At 63.3% G+C, this 26342-nt stretch carries 27 protein-coding genes; 13 read left to right on the top strand and 14 right to left on the bottom strand.

What is annotated here, in order from left to right; translation table 11 throughout:
• Position 1: 1 nt before the first annotated feature.
• The 3 genes from IB263_RS14000 to IB263_RS13990 form a co-directional block, all read right to left on the bottom strand.
• Positions 2-1222, bottom strand: coding sequence for an adenylate/guanylate cyclase domain-containing protein (locus IB263_RS14000; protein ID WP_112984996.1), 1221 nt, complete (start codon positions 1220-1222; stop codon positions 2-4).
• A gap of 68 nt (positions 1223-1290) precedes the next feature.
• The gene (locus IB263_RS13995) at positions 1291-3357 is read right to left on the bottom strand and encodes a pyridoxamine 5'-phosphate oxidase family protein (RefSeq protein ID WP_110818752.1); all 2067 of its coding nucleotides are present in this window, start codon (positions 3355-3357) and stop codon (positions 1291-1293) included.
• Between the two features lie 59 nt (positions 3358-3416).
• Positions 3417-4028 carry a glutathione S-transferase family protein gene (locus tag IB263_RS13990; protein WP_034787691.1) on the bottom strand — a complete coding sequence of 204 codons (612 nt, stop codon included), beginning with the start codon at positions 4026-4028 and terminating at the stop codon, positions 3417-3419.
• A 147-nt stretch (positions 4029-4175) separates the two neighbouring features.
• Between IB263_RS13990 and IB263_RS13985 the strand changes: the two genes are divergently transcribed.
• Positions 4176-5069 (top strand): LysR family transcriptional regulator, encoded by an 894-nt coding sequence (locus IB263_RS13985; protein WP_034787688.1) that lies wholly within the window; start codon positions 4176-4178, stop codon positions 5067-5069.
• A gap of 10 nt (positions 5070-5079) precedes the next feature.
• Here the strand turns inward: IB263_RS13985 and IB263_RS13980 are convergent, their stop codons facing one another.
• The 3 genes from IB263_RS13980 to IB263_RS13970 form a co-directional block, all read right to left on the bottom strand.
• Positions 5080-5883, bottom strand: coding sequence for a LytTR family DNA-binding domain-containing protein (locus IB263_RS13980; RefSeq protein WP_060604437.1), 804 nt, complete (start codon positions 5881-5883; stop codon positions 5080-5082).
• Complete coding sequence (locus tag IB263_RS13975) at positions 5880-6974, bottom strand: sensor histidine kinase (protein WP_210187447.1); 1095 nt, start codon at positions 6972-6974, stop codon at positions 5880-5882. The genes IB263_RS13980 and IB263_RS13975 overlap by 4 nt, the downstream gene beginning before the upstream one ends.
• A gap of 113 nt (positions 6975-7087) precedes the next feature.
• Positions 7088-8182, bottom strand: coding sequence for a sensor histidine kinase (locus IB263_RS13970; RefSeq protein ID WP_210338263.1), 1095 nt, complete (start codon positions 8180-8182; stop codon positions 7088-7090).
• Positions 8183-8438: 256 nt separating this feature from the next.
• Between IB263_RS13970 and IB263_RS13965 the strand changes: the two genes are divergently transcribed.
• Both IB263_RS13965 and IB263_RS13960 read left to right on the top strand, forming a co-directional pair.
• Positions 8439-11465, top strand: a complete 3027-nt coding sequence (locus IB263_RS13965; RefSeq protein ID WP_162733031.1) for an autotransporter domain-containing protein — start codon at positions 8439-8441, stop codon at positions 11463-11465.
• Entirely contained in the window at positions 11465-12001 is a 537-nt protein-coding gene (locus IB263_RS13960; protein WP_034787678.1) for an invasion associated locus B family protein, read from the top strand. The genes IB263_RS13965 and IB263_RS13960 overlap by 1 nt, the downstream gene beginning before the upstream one ends.
• Positions 12002-12169: 168 nt before the next feature.
• On the opposite strand, the gene IB263_RS13955 is transcribed toward IB263_RS13960, so the two are convergent.
• Positions 12170-12748 carry a flavin reductase family protein gene (locus IB263_RS13955; protein WP_034787676.1) on the bottom strand — a complete coding sequence of 193 codons (579 nt, stop codon included), beginning with the start codon at positions 12746-12748 and terminating at the stop codon, positions 12170-12172.
• Between the two features lie 217 nt (positions 12749-12965).
• On the opposite strand from IB263_RS13955, the gene IB263_RS13950 reads away from it, so the two are divergent.
• From IB263_RS13950 to IB263_RS13940, 3 genes are read left to right on the top strand one after another with little or no spacing between them, the layout of a single operon-like run.
• On the top strand, positions 12966-13289 hold the full coding sequence (locus IB263_RS13950; protein ID WP_034787670.1) for a helix-turn-helix transcriptional regulator: 324 nt from the start codon (positions 12966-12968) through the stop codon (positions 13287-13289).
• Positions 13286-13696 carry an SRPBCC domain-containing protein gene (locus tag IB263_RS13945; RefSeq protein ID WP_192438615.1) on the top strand — a complete coding sequence of 137 codons (411 nt, stop codon included), beginning with the start codon at positions 13286-13288 and terminating at the stop codon, positions 13694-13696. Before IB263_RS13950 ends, IB263_RS13945 begins: the two co-directional genes overlap by 4 nt.
• A gap of 42 nt (positions 13697-13738) precedes the next feature.
• Positions 13739-13954 (top strand): hypothetical protein, encoded by a 216-nt coding sequence (locus IB263_RS13940; protein ID WP_034787664.1) that lies wholly within the window; start codon positions 13739-13741, stop codon positions 13952-13954.
• Between the two features lie 19 nt (positions 13955-13973).
• Here the strand turns inward: IB263_RS13940 and IB263_RS34715 are convergent, their stop codons facing one another.
• Both IB263_RS34715 and IB263_RS13930 read right to left on the bottom strand, forming a co-directional pair.
• Positions 13974-14255 carry a helix-turn-helix domain-containing protein gene (locus IB263_RS34715; RefSeq protein WP_060604453.1) on the bottom strand — a complete coding sequence of 94 codons (282 nt, stop codon included), beginning with the start codon at positions 14253-14255 and terminating at the stop codon, positions 13974-13976.
• 65 nt (positions 14256-14320) lie between these two features.
• Positions 14321-15214, bottom strand: coding sequence for a LysR family transcriptional regulator (locus IB263_RS13930; RefSeq protein WP_060604456.1), 894 nt, complete (start codon positions 15212-15214; stop codon positions 14321-14323).
• A gap of 122 nt (positions 15215-15336) precedes the next feature.
• On the opposite strand from IB263_RS13930, the gene IB263_RS13925 reads away from it, so the two are divergent.
• Positions 15337-16032: a type 1 glutamine amidotransferase domain-containing protein gene (locus IB263_RS13925; RefSeq protein WP_192438614.1), complete on the top strand. Its 696-nt coding sequence runs from the start codon at positions 15337-15339 to the stop codon at positions 16030-16032.
• A gap of 241 nt (positions 16033-16273) precedes the next feature.
• Here the strand turns inward: IB263_RS13925 and IB263_RS13920 are convergent, their stop codons facing one another.
• On the bottom strand, positions 16274-16747 hold the full coding sequence (locus IB263_RS13920; protein WP_060517743.1) for a VOC family protein: 474 nt from the start codon (positions 16745-16747) through the stop codon (positions 16274-16276).
• Positions 16748-17001: 254 nt separating this feature from the next.
• Here IB263_RS13920 and IB263_RS13915 point away from each other — a divergent pair, with 254 nt between their 5' ends.
• Together IB263_RS13915 and IB263_RS13910 are read left to right on the top strand one after the other, a co-directional pair.
• Positions 17002-17766 carry an SDR family oxidoreductase gene (locus IB263_RS13915; protein WP_034787952.1) on the top strand — a complete coding sequence of 255 codons (765 nt, stop codon included), beginning with the start codon at positions 17002-17004 and terminating at the stop codon, positions 17764-17766.
• 196 nt (positions 17767-17962) lie between these two features.
• Positions 17963-18700: a glutathione S-transferase family protein gene (locus tag IB263_RS13910; protein ID WP_060582312.1), complete on the top strand. Its 738-nt coding sequence runs from the start codon at positions 17963-17965 to the stop codon at positions 18698-18700.
• A 75-nt stretch (positions 18701-18775) separates the two neighbouring features.
• Here IB263_RS13910 and IB263_RS13905 read toward each other — a convergent pair whose 3' ends face one another.
• The 3 genes from IB263_RS13905 to IB263_RS13895 form a co-directional block, all read right to left on the bottom strand.
• On the bottom strand, positions 18776-19153 hold the full coding sequence (locus IB263_RS13905; protein ID WP_034787648.1) for a hypothetical protein: 378 nt from the start codon (positions 19151-19153) through the stop codon (positions 18776-18778).
• A gap of 10 nt (positions 19154-19163) precedes the next feature.
• Positions 19164-20078: a glutathione-dependent disulfide-bond oxidoreductase gene (gene yghU, locus IB263_RS13900; protein WP_034787644.1), complete on the bottom strand. Its 915-nt coding sequence runs from the start codon at positions 20076-20078 to the stop codon at positions 19164-19166.
• A 128-nt stretch (positions 20079-20206) separates the two neighbouring features.
• On the bottom strand, positions 20207-20626 hold the full coding sequence (locus tag IB263_RS13895) for a GNAT family N-acetyltransferase (protein ID WP_034787642.1): 420 nt from the start codon (positions 20624-20626) through the stop codon (positions 20207-20209).
• A 239-nt stretch (positions 20627-20865) separates the two neighbouring features.
• Here IB263_RS13895 and IB263_RS13890 point away from each other — a divergent pair, with 239 nt between their 5' ends.
• Complete coding sequence (locus tag IB263_RS13890; RefSeq protein ID WP_210333184.1) at positions 20866-21834, top strand: TerC family protein; 969 nt, start codon at positions 20866-20868, stop codon at positions 21832-21834.
• Between the two features lie 136 nt (positions 21835-21970).
• Here the strand turns inward: IB263_RS13890 and IB263_RS13885 are convergent, their stop codons facing one another.
• Positions 21971-23386, bottom strand: a complete 1416-nt coding sequence (locus IB263_RS13885) for an aldehyde dehydrogenase family protein (RefSeq protein WP_060517859.1) — start codon at positions 23384-23386, stop codon at positions 21971-21973.
• Between the two features lie 96 nt (positions 23387-23482).
• Between IB263_RS13885 and IB263_RS13880 the strand changes: the two genes are divergently transcribed.
• The 3 genes from IB263_RS13880 (at position 23483) to IB263_RS13870 (ending at position 26248) form a co-directional block, all read left to right on the top strand.
• Complete coding sequence (locus tag IB263_RS13880) at positions 23483-24424, top strand: LysR family transcriptional regulator (protein ID WP_051659106.1); 942 nt, start codon at positions 23483-23485, stop codon at positions 24422-24424.
• Positions 24425-24541: 117 nt separating this feature from the next.
• Positions 24542-25084: an RNA polymerase sigma factor gene (locus IB263_RS13875; protein ID WP_034787638.1), complete on the top strand. Its 543-nt coding sequence runs from the start codon at positions 24542-24544 to the stop codon at positions 25082-25084.
• A gap of 165 nt (positions 25085-25249) precedes the next feature.
• On the top strand, positions 25250-26248 hold the full coding sequence (locus tag IB263_RS13870) for a FecR family protein (protein WP_051659105.1): 999 nt from the start codon (positions 25250-25252) through the stop codon (positions 26246-26248).
• Positions 26249-26342 lie beyond the last annotated feature (94 nt).

Genomic DNA, 26342 nt, shown 5'->3' with positions numbered 1-26342 from the left:
CTCAGGCCATCGGCAATTCCGGATCCCAGGTAAACAGCTCCTTGGCCCTCGCGATGCCGCGCAGCGCAAAGCGGCCGAGCGAGACTGCGTGGACCCGTTCATCCGGCGGGCAGGCTTCGACGAAATCAGACGACATGATCATGTGCCTCTCGACGGAACGGCACATCGAGGAAATGCGGCTCACCTCATTGACCGCCGGGCCGACCACGGTGAAATCGAGGCGGGTCTGGCTGCCGATATTGCCATAGAAAACTTCGCCGATATGGAGCCCGAGATAGACCTCGGTGGTCGGCTTGCCTTCGGCCTGCCGGCGGGTGTCGAGTTCCGCAAGCATGCGGCGCAGCTGCCGTTCGGCGCCGATTGCATTGGCGCAGGCGGTCCCCGGATCGTCGGCATTGAAGATCGCCAGAACACCGTCGCCGATCAGCTTCAGCACGCTGCCGCCATGGTCGTGAATGGCGGTGATCACGGTTCCTGAATAATCGTTGAGAAGCGGGATGATCTCGTCGGGTGCTGCGGTGTCGGAGATGCGCGTATAGCCGCGCAGGTCGGAAAACCACATGACCGTTTCGATGCGTTCGGCCGAACCGCGGGCAATGCTGCCCTTGACGACGCGCTGGCCGGCATCGGCGCCGAGATAGACGTCCGCAAGCGTGCTGATGATCCGCACGCATGAGCCTGCCTTCACCGCTAGCGCAAGCGTTGGCAGCAGGATACGGAGTGCTGCGATGTCATCCTCGCTGAAGCCACCGTCGTTCCGCGTCGTCCAATAGGAATAGAAACAGTCCATCTCGCCGACGCGGCCCTGGTCGGTGAAGTGGTGGATCATGCTGACGCAGTCGGTGTGGCCTTCGGCTTTCAGCTTGTCCAATATGTTGTAGGTGGTGCCCTCGTCGGAGGAAAGCCGGATGCGGCGCTCCGCGGTTCGGTCGCAAAGCATGTGGTAGAAGATCGAATTCTGCCAGTTCAGCAGCGCCTCGCCCGTGGTCGTCGAGCCGTATTGGATGACCTCCGGCGTGATCTCGCTTTCGTCGTTCCACTGGAACGCGCGCCCCTCGAATTCGGGATGCAACGTGTCGATCAATCCGAGCGCGCGGGCAAGGTCGAGACCGGCTGCCCGACATTGCTCGCAGAAGCCGGCAAACAGCTCCGGCTCGTCCAGTCCCTTCAGGCCCTGTTCTGAAAGCCAGAGCACGATATCGCGTAGCTGTTGGTCGTTCATGGCGCATCCCGCTCGGCCGAGGTCGACTGCCTGATGATGTGGTGCATCATCCATAGCCGAACCAGGGCTCAGAGCGAAAGATGCAGTTTGCCCGTTTCGCTCTCCGCCGGCACGGCGCAACAGATCAGCGCTTCGCCTTCGCCGACCGGGAAGGAGGGCTGCGAGGGGTAGGTCACCCTGCCCTCCAACACCGGCGTTCGACAGGTGCCGCAACTGCCGTTGCGGCAGCCGTATTCCGGGTTCAGGCCACGCGCCTCCGCCAGATCAAGCAGCGTGCCTTCGCCCGGCTGCCAGCGCGCCTCCTTGCTCGACTTGGCAAAGACGACGTGAACCGGGGCGTTCGCCGCCGGTACCATCACCGGGGCAGAACCGCCGTCCGGCCTCCGGGTCAGCGACGACAGCCCGAAGGCCTCCGCATGGATGCGGGCATCGGCGATGTTGAGCGCCCGCAAGCCGTCATAGAGCGACTGGGTGAAGGCGGCCGGGCCGCAGAGATAGAAATCGTAGTCGTCGAAGGGCAGGGTGGCCTTGAGATGGGTGAGGTCGATGCGACCGGCAATGTCATAGTCCTGGTTTTCGATGGCCGTTGCCGGCTGGCTCAGCGCCCGCACCAGACGAATATTGCCCTCGCCTTCCGCGACCAGGTCGGCGATCTCCCGATCGAAGGCGCGCTCCTCCGGCGAGCGGGCCGCCTGAAAGACCCAGGTCGGGCGCGTGCGCCGCTTGCGGCGGCTTTCGGCGACAATGTGCTTGAGCATGGCAAGGATCGGCGTGATGCCGACGCCGGCGCCGATCAGCACGGCGGGCCGCCGCTCGGTTCCATCGATCGTGAAGCTGCCGGCAGGCGCCCGCGCCTCGATCCGGTCTCCAGGCTTCAGTCCGTGCAAGTGCCGGGAAGCCACGCCGTCCTTCTTGACGCTGATGCGGTAGAGACCATCCGTCGGTGCCGAGGACAGCGTATAGCTCCTGACGAGCGGTCTTTCGCCGTCTCCGACGTTGATGCGGATCGGCAGGTGCTGGCCGGCCTGGTGGGCCATGAGCCCGACGCCATCGTCCGGCGCGAGGTAGAGCGAGCGGATCGTCGTGCTCTCGTCCTCAACGCGGGCAATCCGGAACGGGCGCCACGCATCGGCAAGGGCCGCGGCGTCAAGCCGGACCTTCGCCTGATCCCAGTCGCCGGTGGAATTGAGGCTGGGAGACCAGCCGCCCTCCTCGAAGGCCCAACGAAGCGGCAGGCCGTCCTCGCGATAAATGACCTTCTCCGGCCGGAAGCGCCACAGGCGTTCGGCGCCCTGAAATGCCGCGACCTCTGGAGAAGACAGGATCACCTCGGCGCTGCCGGTCATCTGCAGCATGTCGCCGGTCGTAAAATCGACGAATAGCAGTCCTGCGCGCGGGTTGACCATGAAATTGCCGAGCGTGTTGAAGAACAGGTTTCCGGAGAAGTCCGGAATCGTCAGCACGCCGTCCTCGCCGATCTGTACGAAACCCGCCTTGCCGCCGCGATGCGAGACGTCGACCTGGCGCTCGCCGCTGTCGCGATCGACGTAGGACGCGACGAAGAAGGTGTCGGCCTTGGCGATGATGGCCCGGGCGCGGGCGTCGAGCACGCGACCATGCACCGGGCGCACCGAGGCCGGCTGGTGCGGGTCGCGAACGAAGGCGAACTGGCGAAGCTGGATATATTGCGGGCAGTTGCCGAAGCTCTGCCGGACGCGGAGCGTGAAGCCGTCGTCGGCATCGCGCCGGATCGCGCCGTTCAACCGGTTCCTGCGCCGGGTTTCGAGCTGGATGCCGAGCATGCCGATGGAGTGCGCGTCCTCCATGCCGGCATCGGCCGGATCATCCCTGTCACGCGGCAACCGTATATCGAGATTCCAGGCGTCCGGCGCCTGCATGAAGCCGGGGGCTGCCGCGCGCATCGTGGCCCAGACATCGCCGCTCGCGTCGACGGCCCCGAACATGGCGAAGGGCAGCATCGGGAAGAATTGCTGGTGCTGCTCCGGCATGAAGCTGCGCACGAAATTGCGCCCGGTCGCATCCATGCGCTCGGCGACGCCGAGGCTGCGCTGGATGGCGAGTTCGCCTTCGTGCCACGGCGAATCCGGCTTTTTCTGCTGTGCGTTGTCCGGCATGGTCGGGTGTCCCGGTTGGAAGGGGGCCGGGGCAGCGCTGCCGCCCCGGGGAGCTTGGATCAGGCGGCGAGGCCGACGGCGGTCTTCTCAAAGCCGACGAAGCCGGGCAGGCGCTCGATGCGCGAAAGCCAGGCACGAACATGGGCGTAGTCGGAAAGGTCGACATTGCCTTCCGGTGCTGCCGACACGTAGCTGTAGAGGGCGACGTCGGCGATGGTCGGCCTTGCGCCCACGAGGAAGTCGTGGCCGGCAAGCTCCGCATCGATCTGTGCAAGCACCCGGTGGGCCCTGGAGATAGCCCCTTCTGCATCCAGATTGGCGCCGAAGACCGTGACGAGACGCGCGGCTGCCGGACCAAAGGCGATGTCGCCAGCGGCAACCGAGAGCCATTTCTGCACCTTCGCCGCCGAGGCCGGATCTTCCGGCAGCCAGTCGATGCGGCCGAGCTTCTTGGCGAGGTAGACGAGGATGGCGTTGCTGTCGGCGATGACCGTGCCTTCGTCGTCGAGCACCGGAACCTGACCGAAGGGATTGAGCGCGAGGAATTCCGGCGCCTTGTGTGCCCGCGCCTTGAGGTCGACGTCGATCAGCTCGTGCGGCACGCCGAGCAGCGACAGGAAAAGCTGCGCCCTGTGCGAGTGGCCGGAGAGCGGATGGCGGTAGAGTTTCATGGGAGATGTCCTCGAAGAGCTTGAGAACCGTCACGGCCCTCCGGCGGTTCGGAATGAACCACCTTCGAGATCAATCTATGACTTTCCAATTTTCGGCAGTAGAATGCGATTTCGATAGTCTGATTTCCGAATTATGGAAGGATAAAAGTGGACCGTCTCGACGCCATGGGGGTTCTGATCGCCGTCATCGAAAACGGCAGCCTGTCGGCAGCCTCCCGGCACCTCAAGGTGCCGTTGGCCACGATCAGCCGGAAGGTTTCCGAGCTTGAAACGCATCTGGGCGCGCAACTCATCACCAGGACCAACCGCAGGATCCAGTTGACCGAGGCGGGCCGCGTCTATGTCGAGGCTGCCAAGGAGATCCTTGCCCGCGTCGAAGAGGCGGAACGGGTGGCAGCCGGCGAATACAGCACGATCAAGGGCGATCTGACGGTCTCTGCGCCCATCGTCTTCGGACGCCTGCATGTGCTTCCCGTCGTGGTCGATTTCCTCAAGGCCCATCCCGAGGTCGATATGCGGCTCGCCTTGGGCGACCGGTTCGCCAATCTCGTCGACGATCACATCGACGTGGCGCTGAGGATCGGCAACCTGCCCGACAGCAATCTCGTGGCGACGAAGATCGGCACGGTGCGCCGGGTGGTCTATGCAAGCCCCGATTATGTCGCGCGGCATGGCGTGCTCCGGCACCCGAGCGAACTTGCCGATCACGATTGCATCACCTTCGAAAACGTCACGGCCGCCCATGTCTGGCGTTTCCTCGACGGCGGGCGCGAGCTGGCCGCGCCGATCCGGTCGCGGCTTATCGTCAATACGGCGGAATCCGCCGTCGACGCGGCGATATCCGGTCTTGGATTGACGCGGGTGCTTTCCTATCAGGTGGCGCGCCAAGTGGCGGACGGCCTGCTCGTGCCGCTGCTGGAAGACTTTGAGCACCCGGCGCTGCCGGTCCAGCTCGTCTATCTTCCGCAGGGGCTGGTGCCGATGAAGCTCCGGGCCTTCGTCGACTTCGCCGCCCCGCGGCTGCGCGCGGTCCTGCGATAGTGGGCGGCGGCTAGTCCGGCTGGCTGCGTTCGCCGGTCGTCGGGCGGATGTGTCGGGCGTAGGTTCGGCCGACGCGGATCTCGCTGCCGTCGGAGAGAAGGGCGATGAGCGCGGCGAAGGGGGCCTGCTTCAGCCCCACGATACAGTCCCGGCGCACGATCGAGCTGCGATGCAGCCTGAGGAATTCTGCGGGATCGAGGCGACGCTCGAGCGAGGCGAGGCTTTCGTGGTGCAGATAGGACCGGCCCTCGACGTGAATGCGGACATAGTCGCGTTCCGCCTGAAAGCGCACGACCCGGTCGAGCGCGATCCGCACGAATTCTCCCCGGGCCTTGATCCAAAGGTCGCCGGTCTGGGTTTCGTGCTTGCGCAGCGCCTGGCGCAGCGCCGTCACGGTTTCGTTGAGTTCGAGCACCCGCTCGGCGCTCGTGCGCGCCGCGATTGCGATGCGGGCGCGCTCGATCGCCGTGCGCAGCCGGCTGGATTCGATCGGCTTGGTGACATAGTCGACCGCAGCAGCTTCGAAGGCGCGCAGCGCATAGTGGTCGAAGGCGGTCACGAAAACGACTGCGGGTGCGTGGTCGCCCAGCCGTTCCAGGACATCGAAGCCGGTGCCGCCCGGCATCTGGATGTCGAGCAGGATCGCATCCGGCGAAAGTTCGGCAACCATGGAGCAGGCTTGCTGCACGTTGCCGGCCGTTCCCACCACCTCAACGGCGGACATGGCGCCGAGCAGGCGCAGCAGGCGCCGCCGCGCCAGTGGCTCGTCTTCGATGACGAGGATTGAAAGCGGAACAGTCTGGATTTCATTCATGCAAGCCTCAGCGGCATTGTGATTGCAGCTCTGAAACGACCGGGCGTGACGAGACCCGAAACGCAGGCGCCGACGCCGGGAAAACGGGCCTGGACGCGATCGGCTACATTCTTGAGGCCGATCCCCGTGCCCGGCCTCCGCTCGGTTTCGGGAGTTGCCGCAATGTCGTTTTCGACGGAGATTTCCAGCGCATGGCCCACTTTGGCGGCGCTGATGACGATTTCCACCTGATCCGGCGAGCGGCTGACCCCGTGCTTGACGGCATTTTCGATCAGCGGCTGCAGGATGAGGCTTGGCACCAAGGCCTCCTCGAGACCGGTGTCGATGTCCATTCGGAGCCTCATGCGGTCGCAATAGCGCTCGCCCTCGATATGCAGGTAACGGGCCTGGAGCGCGAGTTCGTCGGCAAGCCGCACGTCGTGCAGCGGGTCAAGCTCCAGCGTCGTGCGCAGAAAGTTGGACAGCGACATCACCATGCGCGTCGCGGCAAGGGACTGCCCCTCCTCGATCAGGCCGGTGATGGAGTTCAGTGTGTTGAACAGGAAATGCGGGTTGACCTGGTAGCGCAGCGCTCGCATCTGTGCGGCGAGTGCCTCCTCGCGCGTGATCGCCAGGCGTCGCTCGCGCTCGCGCAGTTCGAAGCTGTAGAGCAATGCCACGAAGAAGAAGGACCAGCCGACGAAGGTCGCCATGCTGTAGACCAGCGTGTAGCCGATGCTGGTCCAATCGGGCGTGATCGGGTCGGGACGCACGATGAAAAGATAGAGAAGAAAGTCGACGCCGGTATTGGCGATCGCAGCCATCAGAGCGGTCGTAAAGCCGACGACGATCTTCAGCGCGATGTGTTGATGGCGGACGCCGAACATCGCAGCGGCGATGCCATAGGAAAAGACCATGCCGCAGGACATCAACAGGAGCTTGCCTGGCGCGGACATGATCGGGTCGATCCCGAGGATCGCCCAAAGAATGCTGCTGATCAGGAATTCCACGAACCAGTAGAGTAAACCGAGCCAGAGCGTCGCGCGCCGCACGCTGGCGATGTAAGCGCTCTCGTCCACCGATCTTGCGTCGTCCTCAGGTTTCATGGCCATTTTTATCCTTCAACCGGCCGCCGATGTCGATTGCCGTTCGTCGGCCAAATCGAGCGGTTTGCAGAAAGGCCCGGACTTTCGACTACCGGCCGTCGTTGGCCGGAGAGCGGCGATCAGACCAGCCGCAGCGGCATGGTGATCGCTGCCCGAAAACGGTGCGGTGCCACGAGGCCGGATATGAAGGCTCCGACCTCGGGGAACCGGGCCTTGATGCGGTCGGCGACATTCCTCAGTCCGGTGCCGGTCCCGGCAGGTTTATTCGCCGGGCGCGGCGGCTCGTTCGCCATGTCGTTTTCTACGGAAAGCTCCAGCGTCTCGCCTTGCCTTGCCGCCCGGATCACGATCTCGACCACGCCGATCGAACCGCCGACGCCGTGCTTGACCGCATTTTCGATCAATGGCTGAAGGATGAGGCTCGGGACCAGCGCCTGCTCCAGGCCCGGTGCAATCTCGAGCTTGACCCGCATGCGGTCGGAGAAGCGTTCGCCCTCGATGTTGAGATAGCCGAGCTGCAAGGCCAGCTCGTCGGCAAGGCAAACGTCCTGCATCGGATCCAGCTCGAGTGTCGTGCGCAGGAAGGAGGAGAGCGAGAGCACCATGCGGCGGGCGGTCGTCGATGCGCCCTCTTCGATCAGCCCGGCAATCGAGTTCAAGGTGTTGAACAGGAAGTGCGGATTGACCTGGTAGCGCAGCGCCCGCATCTGCGCCGTCAGCGCTTCCTCCCGTGTCACGGCAAGCCGGCGTTCCCGCTCGCGCAGTTCGTAATTGGCGAGAAGGGCGATGTAGAGAAACGCCCATCCGTGAAACAGCGCCATGCAATAGATGAGGGTGTAGCCGACATTGGTCCAGTTGATTGGGCCCGGATCGCCATGCTCGATCAGGCCGTGACTGAGGAGATCGATGCTGGCATTGATCGCTGCGGCGACGAGCGCCAGGGCGGAGCCGAGCAGAAGCTTGAAGAGGATGGACCTGCCCCGGAAGCGAAAGAGTGCCACTGCCATCGCATAGGACATGAGTGTCCCGTTCAGCATCAGGATCAGGGTGATCGGCGCGATCGCAATCGGGTTATATCCAAGGAAAGCCCAGAGCGTACTGCTGATGACGAACTGCATGAACTGGTAGAGGAGCCCGAGGAAGAGCGTCGCCCGCCGAACGCTTGCGGCATATCCAGCCTCGTCAGGCAAAACCGTCTCATGTCCTCGCGCCATGCGAGGTTTTATCCTTCAAGTCCATATGGTTGTCGACCGCCGTTCGTCGCCGAAAACAAGCCGTTTGCAGAAACCCACAGCCCTTCGACGCCGCAATCTGCCGTTTGCAGAAAGCCGAATTCTCGCTTTTTGCGGGCTTGCTATAGCCGCCCCATGACCCGTGCTTTCCCGGCGAATCCGTTCGCCTGGGATTTGTGCGCCCACGAATGAAAAGGAAAAGGGGCAGACATTGAATACCTGTGCGAAGGCGGACGTTTTGAGGATCAACCTTCTGAGTTCGACGGCGCTCGGTCGCGCCGGCCTGCTCTCACTGGCTCTGGCCGCCGTGCCACTCGTGCCGTCGCCGGCAAAGGCGGCCGGATTGCTGGTTCCAAACGACACAACGTGGTCCAGCGACCATACGATCAACGGCAATCTCGTTATCCGCGGCGGGCCGGGCGGCGCGACACTGACGATCAACAATGGTGCCAAGGTTGAGAGTACCGATGGTTACATCGCAGACAGTCGCGGCAGCGTCGGCACGGTCGTCGTCTCCGGGCCGGGCTCGACCTGGGACATCGTCGATGCCAATCCCAACGGCGACCGCATGCTCTTTGTTGGCGGCTTCGAAGGCGGTATCTATGGCGGCAAGGGCACGCTGATCGTCGAGAACGGCGGCAAGGTTTCGGCTAAGGAGACCTATGTCGGCGCCCTGCAGGAGGGCGACGGAACGCTCGTGGTGCGCGGCGCGGGTTCCATGCTAAACACCGAGTTCCTGGGGGTCGCTTACGGTGCACTGACGCTGAACACCGCTACAGTTCGGATCGAGGACGGCGGCCTCGTCAACACCAACAAGACCTACTTCGAAAATGGCACGGTGCTCGTCACCGGCGACAATACGCGCTGGGTCAACACCGGTGAATTCACGATCGGCGACAGCTTTACCGTCGAAAAGGGCGCTGTCGTTTCCACCAACACCGCGATCCTGCGTGAGGACGAGAGCACCGACACCATCCAGGCCGTTATCGACGGCGCCGGCAGCGAACTCAAGGTGGCCGACAAGCTGACGATCGGCGAGGCTGGTCGCGCCAATCTTTCGGTCGCCAACGGCGCTAAGCTTTCGGTTGGTGGCGACATCGTGCTTTCGGGCGTCGGCGGTATCAACAATGAGGGCATGGGCAATCTGACGATCGGCGGTGCCGTCGATCTGAACAATATCGCCGAACCCGTTGCACGGCAGGCGCAGGGCGCCGGCACGGTCAACTCGTCCTCGAAGATCGATTTCGGGCCGCGCCGGGGCTACGTCAACTTCAACCATACGAACACCGGCTACGAGTTCGGCAATGTCATGGTCGGCAAGGGCATGATCTCGAATTTCTCCGGCGAGACCATCCTTACCGGTGACCTGTCGAAGTTCTATGGCAAGGTGAACGTTTCCGGCGGCAAGCTGGTGGTGAAGGGCAACGTCGACACGATCGACAATGACTCGGATAACGGCCCCTTGGACTATAGTGAGACCAACTTCGAGGTCACCAACGGCTCGCTGATCGTCGACGGTGCGACGGGACGCATCGAGGGCGACCGTTTCTATACCGGTGAAGTGAACGTCTGGGGTGAATCGAGGAGCAGTTCGGCCTTCGGCCGGCTTGGCGGCTCGGGCACGGTGGGCAACACCTATATCGACAAGAAGGCGATCATTTCGCCCGGCAACAATTCCACTGGCACGCTGACGATCATGGGTCGGCTGGATATGGCGACCGGCTCGATCTACGAGGCCGACATCGCCGGCGACGGCCGCTCCGACCGCATCGTCGTCAAGAGCATCGGCACCAACGACAACACCGGCATCGCGAAGATCGGCAGCGGCACGAACGTGCAGGTCACGGCACTCGATGCCAATACCAGCTATAAGACCGGCCAGACCTATACGATCCTGACCGCCGATCGGGCAATCGAAGGAAAATTCGCCGAGGCGATCTCCAAGTCTGCCTTCCTCGAAGTGTCGCTCGACCAGCAGGAAAAGCAGGTCGATCTCAAGATCAAGGTCAAGAACGGCGGTACGAAGCCGGGAGAAGAACCCAAGCCGGGCGAGGAGCCGAAGCCAGGCGAACCGAAGCCAGGTGAGCCCGAACCCGGTGTCTTTGAAGGTGAGGCGAACACCGGTAACCAGCGGCAGACGGCGCTTGCCCTCAACACGCTCGCCCAGAGCGGCTCGTCGCTCGGGCTCTACAACGCCTTGATCCTTCAGGATGGAGATGCAGCACGCCGCGCCTTCGACCTGTTGTCCGGCGAGGTTCACGCTTCGGCGCAGACGGCGCTGATCAACGACAGCAGTCTCTTGCGCAACGCCGCCAACAACCGCATTCGCGATGCATTTGGCGACGTGGGTGCGGCAAACGTTCCGGTTCTCGCTTACGGTCCAGAGGACAAGATCACGACGGGTGCTGTTGCCGCCGTCAACGCTGTACCCGTCGCGCCGCCGGCAATGGTCGGCTGGGGCCAGGTGTTCGGTTCCTGGACCAACACCGACGGCAACGGCAACGCCGGTGCGCTCGATCAGTCGACCGGCGGTTTCGTTACCGGTTTCGACGCGGCTATCTCGGACAATGCGCTCGTCGGTATCATGGCCGGCTACAGCCGGACCAACTTCGACGTCGACAGCCGCTCGGCGAGCGGCAACAGCGACAATTACCACCTTGGTGTCTATAGCGGCAGCCGGTGGGGCGACGTCGCACTGCGCTCGGGGCTTGCCTACACCTGGCATTCGATCAACACGTCGCGCAATGTCGCCTTTCCGGGCTTCAGCGATCAGTTGAAGGCCGATTATGACGCCGGCACCTTCCAGGCCTTCGGTGAAGTCGGCTACCGCATCGACCTGCCGAGTGTCGCGCTCGAGCCGTTCGCCAACCTCGCCTATGTCAGCCTGCACACCGACGGATTCACCGAGCGCGGTGGTGCGGCGGCTCTGTCGACCCGGAGCAACACGACGGATACGACCTTCACGACGCTCGGTCTTCGCGCTTCGGCTCCGCTCAGCCTTGGCACAACCGAAGCGAAGCTGCGCGGCATGCTCGGCTGGCAGCATGCCTTCGGCGATACGACCCCGTTCTCGTCGATGGCGTTCGGCACGGGCAGCGCCTTCTCGGTCGCCGGTACGCCGATCGCCGAGGATGCGGCGATCATCGAAGCCGGCATCGACTTCGCGCTGACCGGCACTGCGAGCCTCGGCATCACCTATACCGGCCAGTTCGGTTCGGGCACGACGCAGAACGCGGTCGACGCCAAGCTCGACGTGCGCTTCTGATGCGAAGGTTCGTCTGGCTCTCGACAATGCTGATGGCGACGTTCGTCGCCATCACGCCGCTTCATGGGGAAGACGCCGCCGGCAAGCCCGCGGCGCCCTCCCAGCTTTCGGAGACCTACGAGGACTGGAGCGTCGCCTGCGCCGAGATCGAGGGAAAGAAACATTGCCTCCTCTCGCAGCGCCAGTTCCACAAGAGCGGTCAGCATGTGCTGACGATCGAGCTTCGCACTGCGGCCGAAGCCGGGCTTGAGGGGAGCCTCGCGCTCCCCTTCGGTCTTTATCTGGACAAGGGCGTGACGCTTGGCGTCGACGACGCGACCGGCGGCAAGCCGACCCGCTTCCGCACCTGCTTGCCGCTCGGCTGCATCGTGCCTTTGACCTTCACCGAAGCGACGGTTGCGCTGCTTCGTAGCGGCACGGCATTGAAGATCGGCGCGTTCGCCAGCGACAGCCAAAAGGACGTGGCGTTCGCTGTCTCGCTCAAGGGCTTCGCTGCAGCACTCGACCGGGTGATCGCCCTGTCCGGAAAGAGCTGAGGCAACGTCACGGCCTTCGCTTGACCGCCAGGCTTTTGGCCGGTTTTTTTAAGGTGCGTAGCCTCCCGGGGCGGGCCCGGTCGTGCGAAAGAGCGCGGCCGGGTCTTCTCCATAGGGAGAACCGAGCGTCGCCATCCGGACGCGCCACCGTTGGTGGGCGCTTTCGGCCTATCGGGAGGACACGTCGATCGCATCGCCGATGGCGTAGAAATGCCCGCCCGCCACATAGTGCAGGCTGCGCAAGGCCGGATCGGCCGTCTCGAACATCCAATGCCCGTCGCGAAACACGCGATCGTCGGCCCAGGCCGCGAAGACTTCGCCGATGAACAGGTCGTAGCGGCTCTCGATCGACGGCTCGCTGATCAGCCGGCAGGCGAGCCAGGCGGAGCAGCCGGTAACAAGCGGAAGATCATAGTCCGGCATGTCGAACAGTTTGACGCCGGCGTTGCGAAGTTTGTCGGGATCGTCGTGAAGGCTCGTGGTGCCCACCGCATGGGTCAGCAGCGCCTGGGCGGCGGTCGGCACCTGGATGACGAACACGCCCGCTTCCTCCGCGAGGCTGCGGGTACGGGTGGCGCTGTCGAGCACGACCGTCAGCTTGGGCGGATCGTAATCGAGCGCGCAGGCCCAGGCTGCCGCCATCACATCCTGAACGCCGCCATGGCGGGCGGAAACCAGGACTGTCGGGCCATGGTTCAGCAGCCGGTATGCCTTTTCGAGAGGAACGGCACGAATATGCGAAACCATCAGACTACCTCACCGCCATTGGCGGACATTGACCGATCATGCCTCTTCTATAGGGGCGCTGCGTTTCGCCAACAAGCGCAAGCTTTCGCGGTGCCGGAGGGGCGGTACGGCAGCGGCTAAGGCACTTGAAAGGGATGCGGGCCGACGAATCATAAGCATTTGACAAACGCATACCCGATTGGCTATACGTCATCTCATAGCCAAACGGGTATGAGATATGACTGAGTTACAGGACGCGGTTTTTCGGGCGCTCGCCGATCCCACACGCCGTGGGCTCTTCGAACACCTTTGCCGCCAGGGGGATACCACGGTCGTCGGCTTGTTGGCCGATGCCGGGGTTTCGCAGCCGGTCGTGTCCAAGCATCTCAAGATCCTGAAGGCTGCAGGGCTCGTGCACGACCGGCATGAGGGCCGCTACACCTATTACAGCGCCCGGCGCGAAGCGCTCGCGACGCTGGTTGACTGGACGACGGAGATGGCCGGCTTCTGGCAGGACCGCTTCGACGATCTCGATGATCTCCTGAAGAGAATGGACCAATGATCGAAACAACGGAAACCACCCGCTCTGTCGTCGTCGAACGCGACTTTCCCTATCCGCCGGAGAAGATCTGGCGCGCGCTGACGCAGCCGCATCTGATTGCCGAATGGCTGATGCGCAACGATTTCATTCCCGAAGTCGGCCGTCGCTTTACCCTTTCCGCCGATTGGGGTCAGGTCGATTGCGAGGTTGAGACGATCGAGGCGAACCGCTCGCTCGCCTATCGCTGGGACACCAAGGACTTGACCAGTGTCGTCACCTGGACGCTCGCGCCCGCCAGGGGCGGCACGAGCCTGCGCATGGAACAGCGCGGCTTCAGAGCCGACCAAAAGGCCTATTTCCAGGGCGCGACGGTCGGATGGCCACGCTTCTTCACCCAGCTGGAAGACGTCGTCGCGAAACTCGACTGATCGCAGCCATTGACGACCGTTGCTCAAACCCAAGGTGCCAGAATGACCGCCCTGATCCGGAAAATCCATCGCTGGACGTCGCTGCTCTTCTCCCTGGCCGTTGCCGCCATCTTTGCCGGCATGCCAGTAATGACGCTCCCCGAATGGGTCTACTACCTGCCCCTGCCGCCGTTGGCGGTGCTGCTACCGACCGGCATTTACCTTTTCGTGCTGCCCTATCTGGGCAAGCCCGAGGGCAGGATGCAGGCGGCGGAGTAGGGAATAGCGCCAGCCCGGCTCAATCCGCGGACAGAGCCGGGCTGGCAAAGCGCTTGCGATATTCGGCCGGCGTGACGCCGACATGTCGCATGAAGGCGCGCCGGAGCGTATCGGCATCGGCAAAGCCGCAGCGGGCGGCGACCTCCCATTTCTCTTCCGGTTCGCTCGCGATCTTCAACATGGCCGCTTCTCCTCTTCGAAGGACCGGCAGAAGCCGGCTCAACCGCGCGACGATCGGCGCACCATCGGGCACAAGCGACCAGCGAAGCAGATAGGGCGCAAAATCGCTGCTCATTGTCATACTGCGGATCCGCTGATTGCGCGCGGTGGCACCACGGCCACGGCGCGAACTGACGAGCGCTTCCCTCAGTCCTGCTCCACGAGGCAGTCGATCAATGCTCGGGTCGCAGCCGGTAGGTTTCTGTGCGGCGGATAAATGAGGGAGAAGGGGCGCGACCGGCCACCGAATTCCGGCAGAAGCTCGACCAGGCTGCCGCGCGCCAGGCGGTCGCGCGCGATGAAATCATAGGTTTGGCAGATCCCGAGGCCTGCCTCCGTCAACGAGACGGTGCCGAGCACGTCGTCCTCCACCTGGATCGGGCCATGGGGTATCCAGTCGAGGTCGGCTCCGGCGACGCGCAACAGCCATGGGGCCGGACGCCCGCTGCTCGGCATGATGAAGGGCAGGCAGGTATGTGCTGCGAGCTCGTCGACAGAACGCGGCATGCCACGCCGCGCGACGTAACCGGGCGAGGCGACCAGCCTCAACGGCGCGTCTTCGAGCCTTCTGCCGATCATGCCGCTGTCGGGGAGCTGGCCGAGGCGTATGGCAAGGTCGTAGCCCTCGGCGACCAGATCGACATTGCGGTTGGCAATCGACAGCTCGACGGTGACGGATGGATGCCTCGTCGCGAAGCGGGTCAGCTTTTCCGGCAGCTGGAAATGGCCATAGGTCGTGGGCGCACTGAGCCGAACGCGTCCGGCAACAACGCCGTCGCCTTGAATGGCGCGTTCGGCCTGATCGATTGTCTCGAAGGCCGCCCGCACCTGATCGAGGTAGACCCGCCCGGCGTCGGTGAGGCTGATGCGCCGCGTCGTCCGCCGCACCAGCTGCGTGCCGAGCTTCGTCTCGAGCCTGGTGATGGCGCGGCTCAGCACGGAAGGCGTCGTGGCCAGCGCGACGGCTCCTGCGGTCATCGACCCCTTGTCCATGACGGTGATGAAAGCCTCGACATCGGCGAGGTGATCGAAGCGACGCATTTTTGCCTCTGAAGACCAGATCATTTCCTGGGCGGCGCATTTATCGCCGCAGATGGAAGCAATAAATAAGCAGCATCAATTGAGAGCCGCAATGTCAGGCTCGCTTCAACCAGGAGAAAATGATGCCAGAGACGACATCCGTTCCGAAAAAGCCTGTGCTCTTTGTGCTCACCAGCCATGGCATCAAGGGGGAGGGCGGCCAACCCACCGGCTTCTATCTTGGAGAGGTCACCCACCCGCTTGCCGTGCTCGAGGCGGCCGGCATTGCCGTCGAGTTTGCTTCGATCAAGGGCGGCGAGCCGCCGGTCGACGGGCTCGACCTCAATGACGGGACCAATGCCCGCTACTGGAACGACGAAGGGTTCCGTGCCGCAATCCGCACGACGGTTCGGCTCGATGATATCGATCCCGACCGCTACGCGGCCATTTTCTTCGCCGGCGGTCATGGCGCCATGTGGGACCTGCCACAAAGCCGCGCCGTCGACCGGGTGACGCGTTCGGTGTTCGAGGCCGGCGGTGCTGTCGCGGCGGTCTGCCACGGACCGGCAGCCCTCGTAAACGTCAAGCTTTCCGACGGCCGCTATCTGGTTGCTGGCCGCAACGTCAGCGCCTTCACCGATTCCGAAGAGCGCGCCGTCGGCCTCGACAAGACGGTCCCGTTCCTGCTCGCAAGCACGCTTCTCGAGCGCGGTGCGACGCACCATCCGGCCGCGGACTGGACATCGAAGGTGGTTGTCGATGGCAGGCTGATCACCGGCCAGAACCCGCAGTCGGCGACTGGGGTCGGCGAGGCGCTTCGCGATATCCTGAGTGCCTGATCCCGCGTAGCCGGGCACTTGGAAAGGTTCGGCAAGTCTGTCCCGATCGTGCTGCCGGCGATGCGTCGCCGACAGCGTGAGGCGAACCGGACAGGTGGGGCGCTCGACTGCCATTGCGTTGGCCATGGCGGGAAACCGGAAAAACCGCCATGTTCACCATCCCTGTCGCGTCCGGTTGACACTGCCCGCACACCATTGGGTAAGCCGTCTCGGGCCGGAAAGTTCCGTCGGAGCGAAGGCTTCAGCCGCGCCGCGCCGCCTCGATCGCAGCGACGTCGATCTTGCCCATGGTCATCATCGCCTCGAAGGCGCGCTTTGCTTCGGCGCCGCCGGCCGCCAGGGCATCGGTCAGGACCCTTGGCGTGATCTGCCAGGAAATGCCCCACTTGTCCTTGCACCAGCCGCAGGCGCTCTCCTGTCCGCCATTGCCGACAATGGCGTTCCAGTAGCGGTCGGTCTCCTCCTGGTCGTCGGTGGCGATCTGGAACGAAAAGGCCTCGTTGTGCTTGAACATCGGCCCGCCGTTGAGGCCGAGGCAGGGAATTCCGGCGACCGTAAACTCCACCGTCAGCACGTCTCCCGCCTTGCCGGACGGAAAGTCGCCGGGCGCGCGATGCACGGCGCTGACCCGGCTATCGGGAAAGATCTCGGCGTAGAAGCGAGCGGCCGTCTCGGCCTCCTTGTCGTACCAGAGGCAGATCGTGTTCTTGGCCATGACGCGTCCTTTCGTTTTGAAGCCGGAGGGGCCGTTTCCTTCGCCACCTGCTCTGCGAGATAGGTCGGCGCCCCCGTTTCTCCACCCTGAAATCTTCCCGCACTTGCCTTTGCCCGACGGAACGCGCGTCGAAGGCATGTGCGCCGGGTCGTCGCATCCGGCGCTTTCCCGTTGGAAATTCAACCGCTGATACCTAATTGTGCAGCCTCGATACGCGCGCGAGGCTTCTCTTCGCGCGCTCCTAGGGGATGCGGATGATACAACTGAATGGAACTGTCGCGGTGGTAACAGGTGCTGGTCGCGGCCTCGGAGCGGCCCTGGCCTATGCATTGGCCGAAGCGGGCTGCGCTCTCGTGTTGTGCGGGCGCAGCCAGAGCGCGCTCACGGACGTGGCCGAACCGATTGTCCGTGCTTTCGGGCGACGGGTACAAACCGTTGCGCTCGATCTTGCGGATGCGAAAAGCGTGGCTGCGGCAGTCGAGGGCATCAAGGCCGAGAACGGACGCATCGATATCCTCGTGAACAACGGCGCCATGTGGCTCGAGGACAGTGACGAGGATCATCCTGATGACGCGGTGCTCGGCGTCGTCAACGCGGCGGTTACCGGGACCTTCCTGTTCACCCAGGGGCTGCTGCCTTTGTTCGCTCACTCGCCCCGGCCGGATATCGTCACGATCGGCTCGATCAGCGGCCTGCCTAATGCCGCACTCCAGACCGTGTCCGTGCCCTTTTATGCTGCCAAGCGGGCGCAGGCCGCCCTGGCCGATGGCCTGCGCCAGAAGCTTGCAGGTACCCCCGTCCGTTCGATCGTCGTCCACCCGCCATACATTGAGGACATCTCGCCGCTTGATGGCGCATGGGAGGCGGCCGGCAGTCGACGGAAGGGCGAGGCGGCGACGAACCGGGACATCGCCGAGGCAGTGCTGTTCGCGCTGACGCGGCCGCGGCATGTAACCTTGTCGATCACCGTCGATGCCGACGAAGGCGGCCTCTATCCGTCTCCGGCTCGCTCCGCCTAGCGGCGGGGCCCTGTCAGAGACCGATCCGATACATTGCCGAACGCCCCAATGGCGTTCGGCGAAAATCAGGCATCGTTCGCCGAGATCCTTCAATCTCGATCGTCCACATATGCAGACGATAAGTCCAATTTAGGCGGACTACAGAGGCGCCGTCCACGTCGATATATCCATGACATCAACAATGGAAAACGACATCATGCACAGTGTCTCTGAACCGATCTTCACCTCAGGCTTTCCACTCGGAAGTTCCGCCGGCCTGGTCACCGCCTTGGAATGGCTCGGCCAGCCCTATCGCCTCACCCGCGTCGACATGCTCGGGGAAATGCGCACCGACGCCTATGAGCGCTTCAACGGTCGGGTCGAAACGCCCGCTCTCGTGACCGACAAGGGCGACGTGCTGACCGAGACCATGGCGATCGCCTTATGGCTGGAGGGGCGCGATCAGGAGCGTCGCATCAGCTTCGCCCCGGGCACTTTCGAGGCGGACCGCATGCACCAGTTCATCGCCTTCCTCAACACCGGCTTTACCGGCGCGTTCTTCTCGATGTGGGTGGCGCTGGAATCCGAAGACGCCACGGAGGAATACCGCGAAACCTTGCGCGCCTTCGGCCGCGAATTCGTCGCCAAGCGTCACAAGCAGCTCGAAGCGATGATGGGCGACAGCGATTACCTCATCGGCGACCGCCCGACGCTTGCCGATGCGGTCTTTGCCGGCGTGGCCCGCTGGGTCGATTTCCATGAGGCGATCGATCCGAAGGACTATGCGCGCAACTATCCGCGCATCCACGCGCTGCGCCAGCGCATCGAGGCCGATCCGGCCTTCCGCTTCGCAGTGGCGATCGAGGATGGCGAGCCTGTTACCGGCAGCGGTGCGATGAAGGGCCTCGTCCCGCTCGAGGATGTGTTGCGGATGACGGGCGCACTCCGCGCGTGATTTAAGAAAGTGAGGTGGCGCACCGGCAGGCGGTGCGCCACCTCAAACAGTTGGAGCGGCCAGCCGCCGCCGACATCACACCTCGAATACGTCGACGAACGATTCCGGGAAGCTTTGCCGGGCAACCTTCTCGTTGATGACGAGCAATGCTTCGTAGGACACGGGATCGAAATCCTTGTCGACCGGCAGCACCTCGCGTCCGAACAGGAGGTTCAGCCGGGCGGCATCGAGATTGCCGCGCTCGAATGGTTCCGCGCCGAAATGATGCCAGAGGGCGTGGAGGAAGGCCGCATCGATGCGGTGCGCCCCGGAGCCGGGCCGGGCATGGCGGGGCAACGCCTTGATCGGCGTTGCTCCCTTGGGGTTGGCCCGACGGATGACGAACTGGATGCCCGTGCCCGGCATGGCGTAGGGAAAACCCCGGTGTTTCGTCATATCAGCCAGCTTGGCCATTCTATTCTCCTTAGGCGGTCTGCTTCTCGACGATCTTGTCCTCAGTCTTCGTATCGAAGTCGGAAGCGTCGTGACGCTCATGCAATTGTTCGGACGGGTTGCCGCTCAAGCGGTTGACCATGCGGCCACGCTTGACGGCCGGCCGGGCGGCGATCTCGGCCGTCCAGCGCTGGACGTGCTCGTAGCTCTGAACCTCGAGGAAAGTACCGGCATCGCCATATACCTGCCCGAGCGCCAGATTGCCATACCAGGGCCAGGTGGCCATGTCGGCAATGGTGTATTCCGAGCCGGCGAGGAAGCGGTTCTCCGCGAGATGGCGATCGAGCACGTCGAGCTGGCGCTTCACCTCCATCGCGTAGCGGTCGATGGCGTATTTGATCTTCATCGGCGCATAGGCATAGAAATGGCCGAAGCCGCCGCCGAGGAACGGTGCCGAGCCCATCTGCCAGAACAGCCAGTTCAAGGTCTCTGTGCGGGCGCGAAGCTCGCTCGGCAGGAAGGCGCCGAATTTCTCGGCGAGATAGGTGAGGATCGAGGCCGATTCGAACACGCGCACCGGCGCGCCGCCGCCCTTGGGCGCATGGTCCATCAGCGCCGGGATCTTGGAGTTCGGGTTGACGTCGACGAAGCCAGAACCGAACTGGTCGCCGTCTCCGATCCGGATCGGCCAGGCATCGTATTCGGCGTCCTTATGGCCGGCCGCCAGCAGCTCTTCGAGCATGATCGTGACTTTCACGCCGTTCGGCGTCGCCAGCGAGTAAAGCTGCAACGGATGCTTGCCGACGGGCAGATCCTGATCGCGCGTCGCGCCGGCGGTCGGACGGTTAATGCTGGCAAACGCGCCGCCATTGCCCTTGTCCCAGGTCCAGACCTTGGGAACGTCATAGCCGGCGGGGAAATTGTCAGCGGGGGATTTTTCGGTCATCAAATCTGTCCTTGTCTTGGCGGAAACCTCGAACGTCGTGTTCGCTTATATAGGAAGTTTATCAAGCCACCACATCGACTTGGCTGCGAGGACGACCATGCTCAAAGGCCAGACGCTGGAGAATTTTTTTATCGAAGTTGGATGAGACCGGCATCCGTCGGCACGAAACCGCACCGGTCGACGTAGAATTCGCGCAGATGCGGGTCGAAGTCTACATGCAGCCATTCGCAGCCCGAGGCCTTGGCGTGCGTTACGGCCTCTTCGACGAGCAGCGTGGCGTAACCCTTACGCCTCAACGGTAGCGTCACCATCGTATCGAGCAGGAAAGCATGCACGCCACCGTCCCAGGCGACATTAACGAAGCCTGTCAGTGCGCCCGAGATCCGCATGGTGACCCAGCCGAGGCTGAAGCGGTTGACCTGGCTCCACCAGTCGTCATCGGTCAAGGCGTGCTCGAAGCATTCGGCGTGCAGGGTATTCAGTTCCTTGTTTTCAAATGCGCCGCGCCAGGCGAACGCGGGTACTTCAGTCGGATTCTCTACCGTCACGGTTCAACCTCAGAGTTTGCCGGGATCGATTTTGACCACCAGGGCTCGGCTGCCAGCAAGCGCGGCCGAGTTCTTGAAAAAAATCATAGGCCTCCCTTGATACCGGAAAACCGAGCTCCTATCTGCCGCCTAACCCGCTGGTCCGGGCCCCTCTGGCGAGAGCTTCGGCACTCTTGCGATGTCGGACCTTATTCCGACAACATGTGCCGATTGGGGACCCGTCTGTGGACTTTTCCTTCATGTCTGTAGTGTGGCTGGGAACGCCACTGTGGCTGTGGGCGAGCTTTTTCGCCCTCGTGATCGCTATCCTGTCGTTCGACCTTGGTATTCTCCATAAGGAGAACAAGGAGATCAACGTTGCCGAAAGCGTCAAGCTTTCCGCCTTCTATATCGCCCTCGGCCTGAGCTTCGGCGGCTTCGTCTGGTGGTATCTCGGTGCCGAGTCCGGCCTTGCCTATATGACCGGCTTCGTCGTCGAAAAGACCCTGGCGCTCGACAACGTCTTCGTCATCGCCCTCATCTTCTCCTTCTTCGCCGTCCCGCGCATCTACCAGCACCGCGTTCTCTTCTGGGGTATCCTTGGCGTTATCGTGCTGCGCGCGATCATGATCGGCGTCGGCGCGACGCTCGTCGCCGAATTCTCCTGGGTTCTCTATATTTTCGCTGCGTTCCTGGTCTTTACCGGCATCAAGATGCTGGTGATGAAGGAGGCCGAGCCCAACGTTTCGGACAACGCGCTCGTGCGCTTCATGCGCAGCCGTTTCAACGTCACCGAGGAACATCACGGCGAGCGCTTCTTCGTGAAGCTCGTCAACCCGAAGACCGGCAAGATGACCTGGTTCATCACGCCTCTTTTCATGGCGCTCGTCATGGTCGAGGTGGCCGACGTGATCTTCGCCGTCGACTCGGTTCCCGCGATCTTCGCGATCACCACGGACCCGTTCATCGTCTACACCTCGAACATCTTCGCTATCCTCGGCCTGCGCGCCCTCTACTTCGCGCTCGCTGCCATGATCCATCGCTTCCGCTACCTGAAGCCGGCGCTGGCCGTCGTCCTGATCTTCATCGGTTCGAAGATCTTCGTCGCCGATCTCCTGGGGCTAGAGAAGTTCCCCGCGGCCCTGTCGCTCGGTGTCACCTTCGCGATCATCGCTTCGGGTGTTGTCTGGAGCCTGGTCAAGACCAAGGAAGAGCAACTGCCGGCATAACGCCCGGGCTCATCCGACCGTGACGAGAAACGCGGCGGCCTTCGAAAGGGGGCCGCCGCGATCTTTTTGGCCTTGCCGAGCGTGGGGTTGACCCTCGCCCGGACGACCCGTCGGGTCGAGCCGTCCGGGCGAGCCATCACCCGATGATCGCCTTCGGTTCGAGGAAGGCGTCGAGGCCGAAGGGACCGAATTCGCGGCCGATGCCGGATTGCTTGAACCCGCCGAAGGGCGCTTGAGCGTCGGCCGGGGTTTCGTTGATCACCACGCGCCCCGCCTCCAATTGTCGGGCGATGCTGCGCATACGTTCGGCGTCGGTGCCAAGAACGTAGGACTGCAATCCGTATTCCGTGTCGTTGGCAATCGCGATCGCTTCCGCTTCCGTTTCGTAGGAAAGAACGCTGAGCACGGGGCCGAAGACTTCCTCGCGCGCAATCCGCATGTCGTTGGTCACACCGGAAAAGACGGTCGGGCGGACGAACCATCCCCGTTGCAGCCCTTCCGGCCGGCCTTCGCCGCCGACAAGAAGCGTCGCACCCTCTTCCTGCCCCAGGCGGATATAGGCCTGGACACGCTCCCACTGCCGGGCGCTCACCATCGGGCCGATGTCGGAGGCCGGATCGCTCGAAGGTCCGGGTCGCAGCGCGGAAACGGCGTGCGCAAGGCGCGATATCACCTCCGTATGTCTTCGCTTCGGAACAAGAAGCCGGGTTCCGGCGATGCAGGCCTGCCCGCTGTTGCGGAAGGCCGATGCCAGAACATGCGGGATCGCCCGGTCGAGGTCCGCGTCATCGAGCAGGATCTGCGGCCCTTTTCCGCCCAGTTCGAGCGTCACGCGCTTGAAGCTTTCCGCTGCATTGCGCAGGATCTCCCGACCGGTCGTGGTGGAGCCAGTGAAGGTGATCTTGGCGATGTCGGGATGCCGGCTGAGTTCCGCGCCGACCACGTGGCCGTAGCCGTTGACGACATTGAGGACGCCATCGGGCAGTCGCGCTTCGTGCAAGACTTCGAGCAGCACCTGGGTCTGGATAGCGCTCATCTCCGACGGCTTGATCACGATGGTCGTGCCGGCCGCGATCGCCGTGGCGAGTTTGGTGCAGATGAAGCCGATGTTGCTGTTCCAGGGTGTGATTGCCGCGGCCACGCCCACGGGTTCCATCACCACCTCCGCATTGCCGATACGACGGGTAAAGGCGTAGTCGGCCACGGTCCTTGCCGCGACGTCGAACACGTTCGCGGCGTGCGGCACGGAGAATGCGAGGAACGACTGCGGCGCGCCGTATTCGATGGTCATGGCCGCACGAAGCGCATCGGCGTTGGCGGCGACAGCCTTCGCCAGCGTTTGCAGCATGGCGATGCGTTCGGCCGGTGTCGTTTGCCGCATGGCCGGGAAGGCCCGTTTCGCGGCAGCAATGGCCGCGTGCGCATCCCGATTGTCGCCCAGCCGGACCTCGCCGATCTTTTCCTCCGTGGCGGGATTGAAAAGCGCGAAGCGCTCGTCGCCGTGAGGCGCAACGAAAGCGCCATCGACATATATCTGCTCAATGATCTTCATCGTCCGATTTCCTGTTGCGATGAAAAGGATATGCATCGGAACGATCGTCAGGATAAGATCATCAATCACAGACACTCTGATGAGGAAAATAGCGCAATGAAGGCGAGCCTGTCCGAACTGGAGGCGGTGGCGGCAATCGCGCGGCTCGGCGGCTTTCGGGCCGCTGCCCGGGAACTCGGGGTTTCGTCCTCGTCGTTGAGCCATGCGGTCCTGGCGCTGGAGGCGCGCCTCAATGTGCGCCTGTTCAACCGCACGACGCGATCGGTGGCGCTGACGACGGCAGGCGAGGCTTTCGTTGCCGAGATCCTGCCGGCTCTTGCCGCCATCGACGGCGCCGTCGAGCGGGCGACGGAGTCTCAGGCACGACCGAGCGGCATGCTGCGGCTCAACACCTCCCCGGGAGCGGCGAAGATGGTTTTGCGGCCGCTACTGATCGAGTATCTGAGGCGATATCCAGAGATGGCGCTGGAGGTTGCGACCGACAATGCGCTGGTGGATATCGTAGCGCTCGGTTTCGACGCCGGGTTTCGTCTCGCCGAGGCGGTTCCTCCGGATATGGTCGCCGTTCCGGTCGTGCCTCAGTCGCGCATGATCGTCGTGGGTTCGCCGGACTATTTTCGCGAAAGAGCGGTGCCGCTGCTGCCGGGCGATCTGAGGCAGCACGCCTGCATCCGGGCGCGCATGGCAAGCGGCAGGATCTATCACTGGGAGTTTTCCCGGCGCGGGGAAAGCGTCGAAATCGATGCGCCGGGACCGCTCATCCTCGACGACAGCGAACTCATGCTTCAGGCGGCTCTCGGCGGGGTGGGACTGGCCTATCTCTCCGATCATCACGTCCGCGACGACGTCGAGGCCGGGCGTCTGGTTCCGGTGCTGGAAGAGTGGACGCCGCCCTACGATGGGCTATGTCTCTATTTTCCTGGCCGCCGGCACGTACCGGCGAAATTGCGTGCCCTGATCGATCTGGTCCGGGAACTGCGTTCCGGCGGCCCCCGCGCGCCCGCTCACACCCCGCATTCGCCAGCCTTGAAATTTTAACATGAGTATTACAGACAAGTTTATTTCTGCGTGCTAAGAGACACGGCGCTCGATTGGTCCCTTGGCCATAGATCGCCTCTCGGCAGGGGTGCGCACGCCGCGCCAAATCGAAATTATATGATCGGATCAGACACAGTGGTCGACATCGATACGCGCCATCAGGTCTATTTCGCCAACCGTACTGCCCTGGTCGCCTATGCCACGCGGATCGTCGGATCGCGGGAAACGGCCGAAGATATCGTGCAGGAGGCCTTCATTCGATTTGCGCCGGCAAACACCGGCAATCCGCCTTCTGCCGGACCGTCCGGGCTTTCGCTCGCGTATCTCTACAAGATCGTCCGCAACCTGTCCCTCGACCTCTTGAAGCGCCGCAAGATCGAAGCGCGGGAAGAGCAGAGCGAGCCGCCGTTCTGGTCGATGCCGATCGAGGTGCCGACGCCCGAGGACATCATTCTCGTCAGCGACGAAATCAGACGCATCTCCGGCATTCTCGAAGACCTTCCCGAGGAAGTGCGGGTCGCGCTCGAGATGCACCGTTTCGGCGGCTACACCCTCGAAGAGATCGCCGCCCATCTCGACATCTCCGTCGCGACGGCGCACCGCCACGTGCGCGCCGCCATGATGCGGGTTGCGACAACGCTTGCGGGTGGGGCCTCCTAGAATTTCAGGGGTCCCCGTGTGAAAAAAAATCGGGTGCTGGTCGTCTTTATGACAGAGCGAAAGTACCACGGAAGCGTCCCGCTTCCCGGTGACGCCGCTTGACGGGGTTGGGGGCTACAGAAACAAAGTGCTAGGGCGTCGAACATCCAAGCGGCAGGCAGGGCTTTGACCAAGGACAACCACATATCGGAGGCGCTGCTCGAAGAGGCCATGGATTGGTTCCTCGAGCTGAAGGCGCGCCCGAACTGTCGCGACACGCAAGCCCGGTTCCGCGCCTGGCTGGGCCAGTCGGAATTGCATGGCCAAGCCTGGCAGACGGCGTTGCGGACCTGGCAGCTGCTCGGTGAGGTGCCGCCGGTGCACGAGCATCTATGGCGTGGGGCAAGGCCGTCCGTTTTCGTCGAGCCACCGGTCCGCCAACGTCGCCGGATGGGAACGGGCGGCTTGGTCGCCGGCGTGGCGCTGGCGCTTGCTGCCTGCCTCGTCCTCTTCGTCTCCCTGCCGTCGCTTCTCGTGTGGTGGCAGGCCGATCACGTGACCGAGACGGCGCAAAACAGGACGATTACGCTTGCGGACGGGACGATCATCGAAATGGGCGGCGGCAGCGCCATCGCCACCGACATCAGCGCCGGCACCCGCCATGTCAGGCTGCTGAAGGGCGAAGCCTATTTCAACGTCGCCCGCGATCCCTCGCGTCCCTTTGTCGTTGAGGCGGGTGGCGTCGAGGTGTCCGTGCTGGGGACTGCGTTTGATGTGCAGCTGGCGAGCACGGAGACGACCGTCGAGCTGGCGCACGGCACGGTGGCCGTCTCCTATAGTGCAAACGCGCACAAGCAGAATTTCGAACTGGCCCCGGGAGAAATGGCGACGGTGAGCCATGCGACCGGCGCAGTCTTGCGAAGCGCGATCGCGGCGGATGATATCGGCGCCTGGCGAAGCGGCAGGATGTTCGTCAATGATGTCACGGTCGCCGCTGCCGCCGAGCGGCTGCAGCGCTACCATTCCGCCTGGATTTCCATTCCGCAGCCGGATCTGGCAGGGCGGCGTGTAACCGGCGTCTACGATCTGAAGGATCCGGATCGGGCGCTCCAGGCGCTGGTGCAGCCTTTCGGCGGCAAGGTACGCGAGGTGACCCCCTATGGCCGCATCCTGACGCGGTTTTAATTGGAGTAAAAAAATCAGGAAAAAATCGCGCGCCGGTGAAAAAAAATCCGGGGCCGGTCGTCTTTGGTTGGAAACGCGCGCCCGCAAGGCCGCG

Source organism: Ensifer sp. ENS03 (assembly GCF_014852035.1).
Taxonomy (GTDB): domain Bacteria; phylum Pseudomonadota; class Alphaproteobacteria; order Rhizobiales; family Rhizobiaceae; genus Ensifer; species Ensifer adhaerens.
This window is presented reverse-complemented; position numbering and strand designations above follow the sequence as displayed.